This is a genomic window from Photobacterium iliopiscarium (assembly GCF_003026395.1).
GTDB classification, from domain to species: domain Bacteria; phylum Pseudomonadota; class Gammaproteobacteria; order Enterobacterales; family Vibrionaceae; genus Photobacterium; species Photobacterium iliopiscarium.
The window spans coordinates 597,497-613,478 of the sequence record NZ_PYOO01000001.1 but is presented as its reverse complement, the minus strand read 5'-3'; the positions used below and the strand labels follow the sequence as shown (position 1 = coordinate 613,478).

The following is a 15,982-nucleotide window of genomic DNA, read 5'->3' as shown; positions in this document are numbered from 1 at the left end:
ACTGATATAGAATAATATTAATCTGTCGACAATCAACAGCCTTCAATATTCACTATCTTGTGTTTTTATCTGTTAATTTACCTTTTATCATTAAAATAAAAAGCCGAGTGTTTTTAAACACTCGGCTTTTTGATCCCATTAATCGCAATAACACAACATTGTTATTTCACCGTGTCTCGATTAATAAAGATGACTTATTTTACTTTTACCCATACATCTGCTTTACCCGGCTCATCACCTTTTGTCCACCACTTAGCTTCCCATGAGGCGTTCAAATGCGTTGTGATATCACCACCGCTATAAGCTATATTTGTATCCCAACCAAGCTGTACATCACTGATTAATTTCCATGTTTCATTACTTGGTGTTGGTTCACTTGCTTGATTCCACCATTTTGACTGATAAACAAGTCCATTATGGCTGACCGTTTCAGTTGTATAGATTGTTGCTTTATTCCATGCAGGGTATTGACCTTCTTCCGGATCAACAACATCACCACCCACTTTTTTTGCAACGGTAATTACACTGTTAGCTTGGGCATCAAGTTCACCATCAGTTACGCTAACAACAATTTCATATGTTGTATCTTGCTCTAATTGAGGCGCTTTTAATGTAATAGTTTCAGCATTATGGCTACCAATAACAGCTAAATCAGTTGGAATAGTCCAATCAAAAATCAAAGCATCATTATCAGCATCTGTTGCTTGTGCTGTAATATTGAGGGTTTCTCCAGATTTTACTTTATATAAACGATCTAAAGTAACCACTGGCGCATGATTTTCTTGTTGAGGTGTATGAGCAATAACAATTGAATCAGTTGCCGTTAACCCTTCAATATCAGTGACGGTTAATACAAAGGTGTATTCTTGATCGCTTTCTGTCGCAGTAACATCAATCTCAGCTTTTGCTGTATCTGCATTAACAATAGCAACCTTATTACCCGCAGTTTGTTGCCACTGATAAGTCAATATTTCACGTTCAGGATCATAAGACTTCGTACCATCAAGGATCACAGTACGAGAACCTATAACGGTAATATCAGCACCCGCATGAGCAACTGGCGCTTGATTTTCAGGTTCTACTGGCGGTGTAGTATTACCATGCCCAAGGCCTTCATGCATTGCATTTAGAATATCGCCATTATCAGCATCAATTTCCCAAGAAAAAACACCGCCTAGATTATTTTTAAGGGCGTAATTACCTTTAGCGATTGCTGAGCGAGCATTATCATAAGTGATGAGATCACCAGATGATGCGTTAAAAAGATATGGGGCTTCAGCTTGTTCATCATAGCTATAAGTCCAACCTTCACCCATATGATTATTGGCAATATCACGATAATCTAAAACGCCATTTTCCCATGTACCTTTAATTGGTCCAGTGGCTTTACCACTAAATGGATTGCCTTCAGTATAACCACTCACACCCGTCCAACCACGTCCATACGCGGCAACGCCAACCACTAATTTTTTAGGTTCAACGCCTTGGGCTAACATCGCATCAATACCTAGCGACGTATAATATTTAGTTTCTTCTTTTAAGCTCGATTTATGTAATGCCGTCTGGTGGTTTAAATCATTTAAATCAAAAGCACCATAGAAGTCATAAGACATCACAAAAATATTATCTAAGTATTGCTGAGATTCATTATAATCAATAACTGCAATCTTATCTGGACCTGCACTAATGGCTGAAGTCAGTTCATATTTACGACCAGTCTCGGCGGATAATTCATCCAACATCGTACGTAAATCTTTTAAAATTAAGTTATATGTCTTGCCGTCTTTGTCTTTATTACCAAGCGCTGGATTTGCACCTTCACCACCAGGAAATTCAAAATCGATATCTAAACCATCGAAGAATTTCCATGTTTGTAGATAACGCTTTGCTGAAGCAACAAAAGTGGCACGTTTAGCGTCATCATCCATAAAGAAGAATGGGTCAGATAATGTCCAACCACCAATAGATGGCAAAATTTTCAGATCAGGATTGGCTTGTTTTAACGCCATTAACTGACCAAAATTACCTTTATACGGATCAGACCAATCAGCAACACCTGTTTGGCCTTTTTGAATCGCAGCCCACGGGTCGTGAATAGCTAATTCAAAATCATTAGTGCCTGCACACGCTTTTTGTAATGCTTCAAAAGAACCGCTAATGGTTTTAAGACTGTCGTTAATCCCATCACCACCACACATTGGTACAAAACCATATAAAATATGTGTTAGGTTTTTAGCGGGTAGCATATCAACGGTATATTTACGACCGTAAACACCCCATTCAACAAAATAAGTACCAACAACTTTATTAGTTGTGTTTGGATAAGCTTTATTATTTTCAATAAATTCCGTTTTTAATGGCTCTAAATGGCTACCATCAGTATCGGCAATAAGCAGTAATTTCTCATCTGAAACAACAGAACCATCTTTATTAGACAGTTCAATTTGCATTTTATAACGACCGCCTTTATTCATTTTAAATGAAGCAGACTTTGCAGCACCATCACCTATCCAAACTTCAGAGCCATTAATTAATACTCGTGCTGTGGTTGCTGGCTCGCCTGAATAAGCATCCCATGAAACATCAACAGTTATTTCATCATGTAGCGCTTTTACAATTTTACTGTAAGCAATTTCATCACGATTAAGCTCTACAAGTGAAAATTTATAATCACCCCAACCAATAGTTGGTTTACCCGGTGCTGCTGCTTGAGATTGTCCAGAAAATAACGCTGTTGAGATCATTAAGGCTAATAGTGCTTTATTTTTCATTTATTTTTCGCTGAGATATAAGAAGAGCGATGCATATTATTTAAACAAAAAAATAAATAAAGTAATATTTTGCAATTGATTGAATTTAATCTGTGGAGGAATAAATTAATGGTGTAATCTCTGAAAAAACCAATACAATAATTCCAAAACAGAATTATTTATAATATTTCAATAAAACATAAAAAATATAAAACATGATACAATTTGTTTATTATTCTATTTAAAATTAATTTTGTTTTATTTGTAGTAATTAAGAAATTATTTATCTGTTATTTTTAATTACCTTATTACTTAATTTATTTAAAAATATATCAACAAGTTTTTAAATAAATTGATGTCTATATTTCCCTTATTCTTAATCGTAATATAATTTAAACGTCACAGAGACAAAGAAAATCATTCTTTACGATTGTGCTTTAATTGTTTAATCACCGACTCTGGTGCCACTTTGGCTAAGTCAGCAATACATGCGTCCGCTTTTTCATTACCATGTCTAATATAAATATCACACAAGGCATACAATTGTTCTGGTGATCCCGAAATCAAATAGGCTTTTTCAAATGATGCTATCGCTACAGTTAAATCAAAATCTTGATGTAATACACCATTAAGATACCAATAATAACTATTATTATCCGCCAACGTAGTGGCTATCGTCATTGATTCAGCCGCTGATTTTTTTTGATTTAACCGTACTTGAGTCAATGCTATTGCATAATATAGACTCGCTTCTTGCGGTAATTGTTTAATTGCATTATTTAAAACAACCAAAGCCTTTTCATCTTGATCTTGAGCACGATAGTTATCAGATAAATTAAGCCAAATTTGACTATTTTTCGGGTCAATTTTCACTAATCGCTGATAAATAACCTCGGATTTTTTCCACTCACCATGCCAACGGTAGGCATCTGCCAATAACAATTGCTGATCAGGTTGACGCTGTAAATACGCGACAAGATCCTGATATGACGCTTCAAAATTATGTTTTTGATCGACATTCATCGTCTGGTAATTACGCAACAAATTAACAGTCGCAGCCATCCGCACATTAAATTCAGCATCATTTAAAAGCGGCGTAAGCATTCGCCACCGATGTTCAAATTTATATAATTTCGATCCCGTAATCGCCGCTTCACGAATAACAGGGCTGGGGTCTTTTAACCCCCGCGCAACCGCAACCAAACTGTTTTGATTTGGGTAACGAGCCAATTGACGTAACGCCTCGGCACGTTTTATAACGGTTTCATTTTTATTTTGAGCAACATATGCCAATTGTTGTTCAATCGGCATATTCTGCACTTGATTTGTAGGTGCCATCTCGGTTGCAGCATAAGATGAAATAGAAAAGCTCAACACGCTCATTAATCCTATCGCTGCATATTTCTTGATCTTATTCATCACGGGTAACACTCCATACTATCGTCTTCTTTATCCGCCTTATTCATTAAACAGTGGACTATATTAAAATTTAGTATGATAAACCGCCGCCCGTTGTGCTTCTAATCGCTTTGCATCACTGTATTTACCTTGCTGCACCGAATGCCCTAACATATTCAATATATAAGCAATCGATTTATCCGCGTGAGCAAAGAATTTTTGCCAACCCGCACACAAATAATTTAACCCAGGCTCACCGTCTTTAGTCTTTATGAATCGATTTTTAGGACACTCACCATGACAGGCAAACTTATACTCACACTGTTGGCATTGCGTTGTCAGGGTTTTCGCTTTTGCAAACCCAAATTGTTGTTGCTTACGGCTATAAGCCAATTCATCTAATTTCTGATGGTGAATATTGCCAATTTTATATTCAGGATAAACGTAGTGATCACAAGAGAACACATCACCATTGTGTTCCATCGCCAAACCTTTGCCACAAATTTCACCTAGTGTACATAATGGGTTTTTACGCCCCATCCATGTTTCAACACTGGCTTCAAAATATTGAACAAACACTTTACCTACATCGTTCTGAGCCCACTCATCAAACACAGCAATTAAGAAATCTCCCCATGCTTGATCAGACACGCACCATGGTTCCATAATCGATTGTTTGTTGCCGGGTATTAAACGTTTATCACCTTGGCGTAATTGAGCACTGGTTTGTTCAGTTTGAGGGGCGACAGTTCGAAAACTTTTTTGTTCTACAATCGGAATAAACTGCATTTGAGGTGATTTAACCACATCACGTAAGAAACGGTACACATCAAGAGGATTACGGCTAGTGAGGTTATTAACACACGTTAATGTGGCAAATCTCACACCGTATTGATGTAATAAATCTACCGCTTTCATCACTTGCTTAAACGTTCCTCGACCCGCTTTATTGGTACGATACGCATTATGTAATAACTCAGGACCATCAATACTCAATCCAACCAAGAAATTATTTTCCACCAGAAACTCACACCATTGTGGGGTTAATAATGTGCCATTGGTTTGAAGGTCATTGGAGATAATAATGCCTTCAGGTTGATATTTTTGCTGCAATACCACAATCTTTTTAAAATAATCTAAACCTAGCAATGTCGGCTCACCACCTTGCCATGAAAAAATAATTTCAGGGGTATTTTGGCCTTCAATATATTGCTGAATATAGGTTTCTAGAGTCGCGTCATCCATTTGTGGAGAGCACCCTTTTTTATAGTCAAGTAAGTCTTCTTTGCTCAAATAATAACAATACGTACAATCGATATTACACACAGCCCCAATGGGTTTTGCCATAACATGTAATCGCTTTGAGGCTTTACCTTGGTACTGAGGCCCTTGAGTAATAATCATTTAAATCCCTATTTTATAACAAAATTAATAGTACAAAGTTATTTAATAAATAGACGAATCCATCTATTAAATCAAACCACGATATAAGTTCTAACTTCATAATAAACAAAAAGAACAAACAAATTAGTTATATGTATTATTCCAATTTAGAAAGTTCTTTAACTGTATAATAAACGGACAATCATTACTGTTGAGAACATCATGTTTATAGCTTCTTTTTTTACAAAAACAAAAATATTATTAACATTAATGTTACTAAGTGCATTTTTAATAGGTTGTACCAAAACGCCACCACACCCTATTGCTCAGCAAATAAATCAAGATATGGTTCGCGTTGATGGCGGTAACTTTTTAATGGGTTCAGATTCAAACCAAGCTAAAAAATCAGAAAAACCAACGCATATTGTTACCCTCAATGATTTCTATATTGCTAAGTTTGAAGTCACCCAACAATTATTTGAATCGATCATGGGATCATCTTTAAGCTATTTCCAATCCCCCAATATTCCGGTGAACAATTTAAGCTGGCAACAAGCCAATTATTTCATTAAAAAACTCAACCAAATCACGGGGGAGACATACCGTTTACCTACGGAAGCTGAATGGGAATATGCTGCGCGTGGTGGACAATTAAGCCAAGGGTATATTTATAGTGGTTCAAACAATATTGATACTGTCGCGTGGTATTCAAAAAACGCACAAAACAAAGCCCATCCAGTTGGTATAAAACAACCCAATGAACTAGGATTATACGACATGACAGGCAATGTCGGAGAATTTGTAAGTGATGCGTATGATGATAATTTTTATCGTTATTCTCCACAAGATAACCCAACAAATTCGCGTCAAGAAGCCAGTGGATTAGCCCATAAATCAGTCCGTGGTAGCAGTTTTTCTTATAACGCCAAAGAGTCTGAAAACTACCGTCGTGATTTTGCAAGCCAATCTATCATCATGTCAGATATAGGACTACGTTTAGTAAAAGACATAAAAAAATAACACGCTCCCCGCGTATATTGGCAAGGAATCCATCATGAAATATAAAATATTATGTTATATAACGCTCACAAGTGCGTTACTTATTCCAATAACCTCTCTCGCAGCCCCGCCAAAACCTAAATTGGTAGTACAAATTACGGTTGATGCACTAAGAGGTGATTTACTTGAACGCTATAAAGCCAATTTTGGTAACGATGGTTTTCGTTATTTAATGGATAATGGCACTTATTATACCAATGCATATTATCAACACGGCAATACTGAAACCATTGTCGGCCACGTATCTCTCGCTACGGGTGCTCCCCCGAGTGTTCATGGCATGGTGGGTAATGTTTGGTACGACCGTAATAAAGAACGCTTGGTTTATAATGTCGAAGACGGCAATTACCAAATGTTAAACGCCGGTGCTGGCGTCAATAAAGCAACAGAAATAGATCCTACCCAAAAAATAGCCACCAAAGATGGACGATCACCAGATCCAATTCTGGCGACAACGTTTAGTGATGAATTAGCAATTTCAAATAATGGCGTATCGAAAATATTTTCAGTATCAGTAAAAGATAGAGGCGCTATTTCATTGGGAGGCCACCTAGGCAAAGCCTTTTGGTTCTCAAAAGCACAATCAGAATTTGTTACCAGCAATTATTATTACGATAAATACCCACAATGGGTAACAGATTGGAATCAACAAAAACTGGCTGAGCAATATTCAAATACACGTTGGGAGCTCTCTCTTCCCCCAGAGAAATACACGGTTAAAGAGAGCAATCCAGACTATAAAGTTGACCTCGATGGGTTTAAACGCACTTTCCCTCACCCATATAGCTCAGTCGACAATAAATATTACAGCACCACGCTAACAGTAAGCCCTGCGGGTGATGAACTCACCGAGAACTTTGCGAGCACATTATTAAAACAAGAAAACTTAGGCAAAGGGACGTTTCCTGATTATTTATCGGTAAGCTTTTCATCTAACGATTATGTCATTCACATGTACGGCCCGACGAGCTTAGAAACAGAAGATAACTTAATTCGATTGGATAAAACCATTGCCAAGCTTTTAAAGAATATTGATCAACAGGTTGGATTAGAAAATACCCTGATTGTTTTATCTGCCGATCACGGTGCATCAGAAGCACCAGCGGTTGTTAATGCATTAGGGGGCCACCAACCAGCCACCTTTGATCAAAAACAATTAATCTCCCCTCAATTACTGACACGTTTAAAAACTGAATTTAGTTTAGGAGAGGATGCCATTCGTTTGTATGCTCAGCCTTATATTTACCTAAACCATAACGTCATAAAAAAGAAAGGCGTCTCGCTTGAAAAAGTTCAGATGGTGGTTGCAGAAGAACTGTTAAAAATAAACGGAATTGCATACGCCGTTACCAGTACTGATATAGAGAAAAACCAAGTACCGAATACGCATACTATGCAGTTGGTTAAAAATAACTATCACCCAGCACGTTCAGGTGATGTCTATATCGTTTACCAGCCACGAAACTTTATCAATGACATGGATGGCTTAACTATCGCCTCTACTCATGGTTCACCGTGGCGTTATGACACCTATGTACCGGTGATCTTCGCGGGATACAATATTGATGATAAACAGATTAGCCGTGAGATCACGCCTTATGATATTGCCCCGACACTATCAAGTATCTTAGGCATTACACAACCTAGCGGCGCAACAGGGCAGATATTAACGGAAGTGATCAAAAACTAACTTCTGAATTTATATCAACCTCGTAAATAACAATAAAACGCTTTAAATAACAAAGCAGCATTATTCACTTAATGCTGCTTTTTTTATTTGCTGTCTTAACCATCGATGGCCACTCTCCGCAGTTCGACTTGGGTGCCAAATCGTACATAAATCATGTTGTTGACCTTCAAAAGGTAAATCTAACGCTTTCAGTTTATAATATGAACCTAAATCATCAATAGCCGATTGTGGCAACATGCCAATCATATCTGTTGACCCAATAATAGGCATCATTTCAAAAGCACCAGCCGCTCTTATAACAATATTTCTTGCCTCAAGCTCACTAATATCATCTGCATTTAACAAACTACTGCGGCTATGCCAACGAGAAGCTGCAACATGTTCTTCACTTAAAAATTCGGCTAATGAAATAGAATCACCAATACGAGGATGATTTTCACGGCAAACAACCCGCAAGCTCTCGGTATAAATAACTTCTGACTTTAAAACAGTACGCCCTCTAAGTGCCATATCAATCACTAAGTCATAGCGTTGCAAACGCAAATCAGACTCAAGATCTTCAGTAAATTGCGGGTGAACTTCTAATGATATATTGGGCGCACACAAGCGAATTTGTTTCATTAATTTAGGTATCAATGAATAACTCACGGTAGATACAACAGCAATAGAAAAGATACGATTCGATATTTTAGGATCAAACTCTCGTGATGCCGATAATGTCGATGTAAAATTTTTTAATGCAGCCGACATTGCCGGGTAAATATCGCTAGAAAATACCGTTGGTTCAACACCCGTTGTATTACGATGAAATAAAGGATCATTATAAATTTCGCGTAACCTTTTAAGTGCTTTACTAACCGCGGGTTGACTCACATTCATTCGTAATGCGGCTTTAGAGAGATTTTTTTCTTCATAAATAGCAACAAAAATAGGTATAAGATTAAGTTCTGTACTTTTCATAATCACTAATATTACTGATTTAATTAATTTTCACTGTATAACGTGCTCAAGATGAAACAACAACCTCATCCCGTTTTTGTGTTAATACGCTTAATTTTTCTTATATTTTGTACGTTGTTTGTTCAAATGAGGAAAAACAGGCTTGGGCTTACACTTTGCACGAATAGCATTCAAACCTCGCCCTGATTGAGTGATCTGTTGCCATAAAGACAGTGATAATTTTTTTGTAATACCGTGCGATTGAAACTGAGTCGCACCTTGTTGCCAATCAGTCGTTACACAATATTGTTTTAATTGTAACTGATCGCTGTGCTTTCTTAATACGCGGTAAAGTAACACTCTCACTTGGCTCCATTGCTGTTGTTTTACGGCGTTAGCATAAATAAACCAAGCAGGTAACGGGTGTGTTTTATAATAGGTTATAGTTTTAAACCCAATCAACGTTATCACCACAATCGCAATAATTAAGGCGATTAATCCATGCCAATATTGGTGTAGCCACGAGCTTAATGTATGCGCAATATAAAAAGATTGTCCCTCAAGGGTAATAGTTTCTAATGTTTGGTTCTCAGTATTCCACCAGGTTAAATGAATAGCAGGGAAACTCACATTGCCGCCATTTTGAAGAACATAAACAACCGATTCTTTTCGCTCAGATAAATAATCACCACGGGTTTGTGAATCACTTAATTGATTAGGTTGAGGATAGATTTGATAATCCGCAGTCGCTATTGGTTGAATCAGTTTTGGAATCAACATGGCTAAAGTATTCGCCCCTTTTACAGTTAAAGTTCGCGTGATCGCATCCCCTGCTTTTAATTCAGGGTTAGATTGACTCCATTGCTGTTCAACCGAGAAATCTTGCCCAGAAATCCATGCCGATTGCTCACTTAATAATCCTGATGGAATAATAGTGGAGAACGCCTGTGGTTCGGTATATAAAACCCCAGTGGCATTGGTTGAATTAGGACGTGACACTTGTACCGTTACAGCCGTTGAGGGCACCACAAAATGTCCCTCAGCTTGAGGATATAATGTTATTTCCCAACGTTGATGGGTCCAGGTAATACCCTCTTTTTTTTCGGTAAAATTCATCGCTAATGGATTGCGCTGTTTAGCCACTACATTGGGTATTTCAATCGGTGCGATTCGCGTTCCGCCAGTAAACCATCGTGGTGTAATCACTTCGATATAGAGAATAATTTGTTGATTAACGGCATAGGTTGACGTCTTGCTGTTTTTTGTTTTGCGGATATTATCGGTATCACTTAACCATGTTTTTATTGTCACTTGATCTGATTTATCAACCATATTGACTGTGCTTGCTTGTGCATTAACACTTATTGACAGCAATGTGAGCGCAAGCATAACCAAAACATAGATAGCGTAGCGTTGAAAATAATGGTGAGCATTATAGGGAGGCATTATTTAATCTCCTCGTTAGACACATCTTTTATATCCACTGATTGCGAACGAAGCTGCAATTGAAATTTAGCACGTAAAAAATACTTAGGATCAGCTTCTACACGACGCAACCATTTATCAGCAAGCTCTTGGCTGCCTAATATTTCGTTCGCATTAAGCGTCTCTTTTGCCATCATTGCAGCATCCACTTTTTCATCAGCGCCATCCCCTGTTTTAGGCTTATCATCACCTAATTCAAACGACTCTTCAGGACCATCAGTACTGCCTTTTTGGCTTTCACTAATACGATTTACTTCATCAACGATGCCTTGCATAAGGGCTAAATTGTTTTCGACCGGTGCTTTTAATTCCGTTTCAAGTTCACCGCTATCAAGCAATAACTGATAAAGATCACGCGCAGCAACATATTCTCTTTGCCTTGCGAGGGCATTCGCAGCATTAAAAAGACTTTGGGGTGTTTTTACTTGTAAAAAAGTACTGTGAGATAATTTATATTCACCCGCATAATAATAAGCGGTGCCTTTTTTTAATGGATCTTGATAACGCTTTGCTGCGGTTAAATAATCAAACTGATTAAAATACCATTGCCCTTGTTGATCCGGCGTCAGCCAAATATTCATCCACCAATGTACTGTCTTATCCCACATCGTAACATCAGCTATCGGCTCATTTGTAGCCGCTTTTAGGCTTACTGTTTCCGCATAAGTGGTCGTTGAATAAAAACTTGGAAACACAATAACCGCCACTAAACACCATTTGACTAACCACCCTTTTCTAAACCATAACAACATCAATAATGTTACGGGAAACAGCAAAAAATACCCCATGTCTTTCCATGGCATTGCAGATTCATTATTTAACTGCATATGGCGTTCAATATTACGGTTAAGTGCCTTGATATCACTATCATCAATAGTCACTTCCACTACGCTCCCCTGCGTATTTTTTGCAAGAGATTTAAGTGATGCCAAATCAAGAGGTTCATTACTGACGCGATCGTTATTGCCCGCTGCCAGCACCAATAATTGATAAGGACTGGTTGAGAAATACGTTTCAAATGCTTCAATCGTTGCCGGGTTTACACCATCAGAGATCAATAAAACAGTCCCCGCACTTTCAGGGCCTAGTTGAGGCTCAATTAACGCTAACGTTGTTTCAGCGTTTTTCCCTTTTATCGGCATAATATCAGGCTGAATCGCCGCTAAAAAAGGTGCAAAAACAGCATCATCTTTGGTTAATGGCATCGCTAAATGCGCTGAACCTGCAAAAACGACTAACCCTGTTTTACCCCCCTGACGTAATACAATTAAATCTCGAATCTTTTGTTTCGCACGTTCTAAGCGATTAGGGGCAAGATCTTTTTGTAACATAGATTCACTGTTATCAAGCACAATCAATAAAGCGGCTTTATCTTCCCCAAAAGGTGAAGCTTCACGTTCCCATGTCGGGCCAGCACACACAATAATCGCCACCAACATGGATACACTTAACAACTTCAGCGGTAATTGTTTTTTCCAACCACTATCACCAATGGTTAAAACTCGACGCAAATGTTGTGGTAGTTGTTGCTGCCATTCCTTGTTTGAATCTTGTTTCCAGCGTAAATAAATCACAATGGAAAAAGGAACCAAGAGCAATAACCACCACGGGCGAATAAAATGAAAATTATCAACAATTTGTTGCCACATCAGGGAATTAAACATGTTTTTCTCCTGAGTCTGGCGCGGCTTTATTTGACGATGATGTCAACTGTCGTCGCATCGTTGCAACCCCAAAGCCAAACAGATACATCACTACAATCAGCATAATCGGGTATTGATGAATCGACTTTTTAGGTCGATATGTGGTGCTTTTATATAACTGCGGCTCTAACTCACCAATTACCGCATAAGCTTGTTCTAATTCATTCCGATTAATAGCTTGAAATGCTTGCCCTCCAGATACTTCCGCAACCCGATTGATCACATCCATATCTAATGCTTTTTCTCCAATCGTGGTGGGATCCCCCATGGCGATCATATGAATACGAACATTTTTAGCCGCAGCAACTTTAGCGGCATCAATCGGCTCAACATAGCTGCCAGTATCATTACCATCAGTTAATACAATCGCAACTTTCTCTCGAGGTTTCTCATTTTTTTCATTCTGTTGTTGAGGCTCGGTTGAAGTAGAAAGTTCAGCAGATGCACTTTGCTCAAACACTTTAATCGCGAGCCCGATTGCATCACCCAAATGGGTACTTTGACCAGCCATTGCCACATCAGTTTGATTTAAGAGTGCTAACCATACTTTTTGATCCGCTGTAAACGGTGTTTGCACAAACGCAGCATCGCCAAATAAAATCAGCCCTAAGCGATCCCCTTGACGCGTTGTTGCGAAATCAGCTAGTACTTCTTTCGCAGCATCTAAGCGTGATATTTTCTGAATACCACCATTATCAGATGCTGTTTTTGAGACAAAATCTCGCTCAGCCATGGAGCCTGATAAGTCCACGACCACCATCACATCTCGCCCTAAACTTTCTCGTGTTTGTGGTGGACCTAAAATAGTCGGCTTAGTTAAGGCGAAAATTAATAAACACCATGAAATAATTAGCAATGTTTTTTGCCAATAACGGGCACTTAACTGACTTGCCCCCGCAGACGGCGTTTCATCTAACGCTTGTACTAGCACATCAAAAAAAGGCACTTTTATCGCTGATTGACGAGTGCGATAAGCAGGAATAAACCAATAAATAATAATCGGTAATGGTAATAGCCATAACCAATATGGATTCACTAACTCCAATTGACTAAACAACATTTTGGCCTCCATTTATCTTTAAATGAAGTTCACCATGTTCGACTAACCATTGCTGGCATAACGTCATTAGTGCTGATAATTCTTGCTTGGATAATGGACACTGTTTTCGCACCAAAGACCGCATCCACTTCTGACCAAGATCATCATTAAAGAGTGTAGTTTGTGGTGAGCGATACTCATCTAAATCAGTAAGGAATTTTTCACCAAAGGCATTGGCTTTTTGAGGATTAAGATAAACTAATACCGCTTTCATCACTTCAAATACATCTAAAGGCAATGATAATGGCATACTGGTGCTATTTATTGAGGCTTGCATGACGGTCATCAGAGCCATTGCTTCTCGGCGGTAACGGTTATTCCACCACAACCTAATCGATTGAATAACATAATATAAAGCAACAACAATCAAAATAGCCGCAACGACTTTCCAGCCAATAGTTTGAGGAAACCAGCTCACATGATCAGGTATTGTCACCTCACTCATATTTCTTAACATGTAATTACTAGGTGGCGCATGAATGCTCATTATCGGCCTCCAATTGCACGTTTAAATTGTTCAAGATGATGACCCGACGTATCCGCTTCAATCAATGGCAGCCCTTTTGTCGCCATCAATTGAATTAATTGCTCTTTCTTTAAATCTTGATGTTCACCTAAGCCTTTATTGGCTAAATCAAACCGCTTAGCATCACTTAAATTAAGTTGATACGCTCCATCACCCACCACCCAATGGCTGTATTGCGATGGAAACTGAGATTCAAAAGGATCAGAAATTAATACCCCTAATAGATCATTATGTTTTTGTAGATGTTTCAGATGGGTAATTTCATCAACCGTGGCCCCATGCCAATCACTTAAAATAATGATGGTGGCTTCTTTGAGTTTCAAACGACCTAATAACGTAACAAATTGAGTAAATCCAACCTCATAGTTGTCATTACTGCTGACATCAAGCGATTGATTCACATCAGACAATAGCTGTAATCGATGCAGCAGGTCAGCTTGAGATCGCTTTGGCTTTAACCAATGAATTTGATCGGGAGTATTAATAATAAACCCAACACGATCGCTATCTTTAAGAATGCGCCATGCGGTCAATGCTGCCAATTCTGCGGCAACCACTGATTTCATGGTATCAATGGATGAAAAGAACATACTGCTGCGTTGATCGACACAAATAATAAAATTGCGATCTTTCTCCTCGGTATATGAGCGAACATGGGGTTTTCCCGTTCGCAGCGTCACTTTCCAATCAAGATTACGAATGTCATCCCCTAATTGGTAATGTCGTAACTCTTCAAAATTTAATCCCCGTCCTCGAAAAATAGACGAATGGCGACCCGACAACGCTGTACCTGCTTTTAAATTGGGTAATAAGCTGAAAAATCCCGCTTGAGATTGTAATTTAATAAGTTGGCTATATTCACAATGAATACGGCTGTCTGTGCTTTTTTTACTCATAAAAAGCCCTACCCAATAACAACATAATCCAACAATTCATCTATCACTTGTTGTTGAGTCACACCATCAGCTAATGCGTCATAGCTCAACGTAATCCGATGTCCTAATACCGCGTGTGCCATTGCTCGAATATCATCAGGTTCAACATAATCTCTCGCTTGTAGCCATGCATAAGCACGGGCACATTTGTCTAATGCAATTGAAGCGCGAGGACTTGCTCCCACCTCTATCCAACGAGAAAGTGACGATGCTAAATAACGTTCAGGTTTACGCGTTGCCATCACTAACGCCACAATATAACGTTCACTAATTTCAGATATTTCCACCAGCGCAAGCTCAGCTCGTGCTTGCATCACAATGGAGGGATCTAATTGAATATTGGTATTAGTATTAGTATTAGCGTTATTTTTATCGGTATCCGGTTCAGCGGTTAGCTTAGAATCAGTTTCTTCACGGCGCACAAGGCGAATAATCTCAAGTTCAGCATCATCATCAGGGTAATCAACGCTGATCTTCATAATAAATCGATCCATTTGCGCTTCGGGTAGTGGATACGTTCCCTCTTGTTCTACGGGGTTTTGCGTCGCTAGTACCATAAAAAGTTCTGGTAATACGTGCGTTTTATCACCGACGGTTATTGTTCTTTCTGCCATCGCTTCCAATAACGCCGCTTGAACTTTTGCTGGTGCGCGGTTAATTTCATCGGCAAGCACAATGCTATTAAAAATAGGTCCAGCTTGAAAATGCAATTGCGGTTTACCATTTAATTCTTGATAGACTTCAGTTCCTGTTACATCGGAAGGCAGTAAATCAGGCGTAAATTGAATTCGTCCAAATGAGGTCTGTAAATTATCCGCCAATGACTTAACTGAGCGTGTTTTTGCCGTGCCGGGTAATCCTTCAAGTAAAACGTGTCCCTGCGTTAATAACCCAATAACAAGTGCACGAACCACATCGGATTGACCAATCACCGATGCCTCGACTTGAGAGATAAGCGTTGTAATAGCCTGTTGAGTTTGATTCATGTTTTCTCCTTATGCCCACTTGCCTGATT

11 protein-coding genes and 2 pseudogenes are annotated in these 15,982 nt (G+C 38.6%); 2 read left to right on the top strand and 11 right to left on the bottom strand.

The annotated features are described in order from the left end of the window. Nucleotides 1–194 precede the first annotated feature (194 nt). From C9J51_RS02570 to C9J51_RS02560, 3 genes are all read right to left on the bottom strand, one after another. Entirely contained in the window at nt 195–2,771 is a 2,577-nt protein-coding gene (locus C9J51_RS02570) for a glycosyl hydrolase family 18 protein (protein ID WP_045035384.1), read from the bottom strand. Nucleotides 2,772–3,167: 396 nt separating this feature from the next. Next, nucleotides 3,168–4,169, bottom strand: coding sequence for a HEAT repeat domain-containing protein (locus C9J51_RS02565; RefSeq protein WP_231579344.1), 1,002 nt, complete (start codon nt 4,167–4,169; stop codon nt 3,168–3,170). Nucleotides 4,170–4,232: 63 nt separating this feature from the next. Further along, nucleotides 4,233–5,552: an anaerobic sulfatase maturase gene (locus tag C9J51_RS02560; RefSeq protein ID WP_107274845.1), complete on the bottom strand. Its 1,320-nt coding sequence runs from the start codon at nt 5,550–5,552 to the stop codon at nt 4,233–4,235. A gap of 201 nt (nt 5,553–5,753) precedes the next feature. Between C9J51_RS02560 and C9J51_RS02555 the strand changes: the two genes are divergently transcribed. Beyond that, nucleotides 5,754–6,551, top strand: coding sequence for a formylglycine-generating enzyme family protein (locus tag C9J51_RS02555; protein ID WP_107274844.1), 798 nt, complete (start codon nt 5,754–5,756; stop codon nt 6,549–6,551). Between the two features lie 34 nt (nt 6,552–6,585). Next, entirely contained in the window at nt 6,586–8,280 is a 1,695-nt protein-coding gene (locus C9J51_RS02550) for an alkaline phosphatase family protein (RefSeq protein WP_045035381.1), read from the top strand. A 60-nt stretch (nt 8,281–8,340) separates the two neighbouring features. Here C9J51_RS02550 and C9J51_RS02545 read toward each other — a convergent pair whose 3' ends face one another. The 8 genes and pseudogenes from C9J51_RS02545 to C9J51_RS19740 all read right to left on the bottom strand — a co-directional run. Beyond that, nucleotides 8,341–9,240: a LysR family transcriptional regulator gene (locus C9J51_RS02545; protein WP_082064105.1), complete on the bottom strand. Its 900-nt coding sequence runs from the start codon at nt 9,238–9,240 to the stop codon at nt 8,341–8,343. A gap of 90 nt (nt 9,241–9,330) precedes the next feature. Then, nucleotides 9,331–10,665, bottom strand: a complete 1,335-nt coding sequence (locus tag C9J51_RS02540; protein WP_045039773.1) for a BatD family protein — start codon at nt 10,663–10,665, stop codon at nt 9,331–9,333. Continuing rightward, nucleotides 10,665–12,368 (bottom strand): vWA domain-containing protein, encoded by a 1,704-nt coding sequence (locus C9J51_RS02535; RefSeq protein WP_045039772.1) that lies wholly within the window; start codon nt 12,366–12,368, stop codon nt 10,665–10,667. The genes C9J51_RS02540 and C9J51_RS02535 overlap by 1 nt, the downstream gene beginning before the upstream one ends. After that, complete coding sequence (locus C9J51_RS02530; protein ID WP_045039771.1) at nt 12,361–13,467, bottom strand: VWA domain-containing protein; 1,107 nt, start codon at nt 13,465–13,467, stop codon at nt 12,361–12,363. Before C9J51_RS02530 ends, C9J51_RS02535 begins: the two co-directional genes overlap by 8 nt. Continuing rightward, nucleotides 13,457–13,993 carry a DUF4381 domain-containing protein gene (locus tag C9J51_RS02525; RefSeq protein ID WP_045039770.1) on the bottom strand — a complete coding sequence of 179 codons (537 nt, stop codon included), beginning with the start codon at nt 13,991–13,993 and terminating at the stop codon, nt 13,457–13,459. The genes C9J51_RS02530 and C9J51_RS02525 overlap by 11 nt, the downstream gene beginning before the upstream one ends. Continuing rightward, nucleotides 13,993–14,928, bottom strand: a complete 936-nt coding sequence (locus tag C9J51_RS02520) for a DUF58 domain-containing protein (protein ID WP_045039769.1) — start codon at nt 14,926–14,928, stop codon at nt 13,993–13,995. The genes C9J51_RS02525 and C9J51_RS02520 overlap by 1 nt, the downstream gene beginning before the upstream one ends. Before the next feature lie 8 nt (nt 14,929–14,936). After that, nucleotides 14,937–15,284 (bottom strand): annotated as a pseudogene (locus C9J51_RS19745) (AAA family ATPase); the annotation flags it as partial. 80 nt (nt 15,285–15,364) lie between these two features. Next, nucleotides 15,365–15,953, bottom strand: a pseudogene (locus tag C9J51_RS19740) (AAA family ATPase); the annotation flags it as partial. Nucleotides 15,954–15,982 lie beyond the last annotated feature (29 nt).

Bases quoted from the DNA above. Each gene is read 5' to 3' on its own strand.
- C9J51_RS02570 (WP_045035384.1), bottom strand. From the start codon at position 2,771: ATGAAAAATAAAGCACTATTAGCCTTAATGATCTCAACAGCGTTATTT.
- C9J51_RS02530 (WP_045039771.1), bottom strand. From the start codon at position 13,467: ATGTTGTTTAGTCAATTGGAGTTAGTGAATCCATATTGGTTATGGCTA.
- C9J51_RS02550 (WP_045035381.1), top strand. From the start codon at position 6,586: ATGAAATATAAAATATTATGTTATATAACGCTCACAAGTGCGTTACTT.
- C9J51_RS02520 (WP_045039769.1), bottom strand. From the start codon at position 14,928: ATGAGTAAAAAAAGCACAGACAGCCGTATTCATTGTGAATATAGCCAA.
- C9J51_RS02540 (WP_045039773.1), bottom strand. From the start codon at position 10,665: ATGCCTCCCTATAATGCTCACCATTATTTTCAACGCTACGCTATCTAT.
- C9J51_RS02525 (WP_045039770.1), bottom strand. From the start codon at position 13,993: ATGAGCATTCATGCGCCACCTAGTAATTACATGTTAAGAAATATGAGT.
- C9J51_RS02560 (WP_107274845.1), bottom strand. From the start codon at position 5,552: ATGATTATTACTCAAGGGCCTCAGTACCAAGGTAAAGCCTCAAAGCGA.
- C9J51_RS02545 (WP_082064105.1), bottom strand. From the start codon at position 9,240: ATGAAAAGTACAGAACTTAATCTTATACCTATTTTTGTTGCTATTTAT.
- C9J51_RS02555 (WP_107274844.1), top strand. From the start codon at position 5,754: ATGTTTATAGCTTCTTTTTTTACAAAAACAAAAATATTATTAACATTA.
- C9J51_RS02535 (WP_045039772.1), bottom strand. From the start codon at position 12,368: ATGTTTAATTCCCTGATGTGGCAACAAATTGTTGATAATTTTCATTTT.
- C9J51_RS02565 (WP_231579344.1), bottom strand. From the start codon at position 4,169: ATGAATAAGATCAAGAAATATGCAGCGATAGGATTAATGAGCGTGTTG.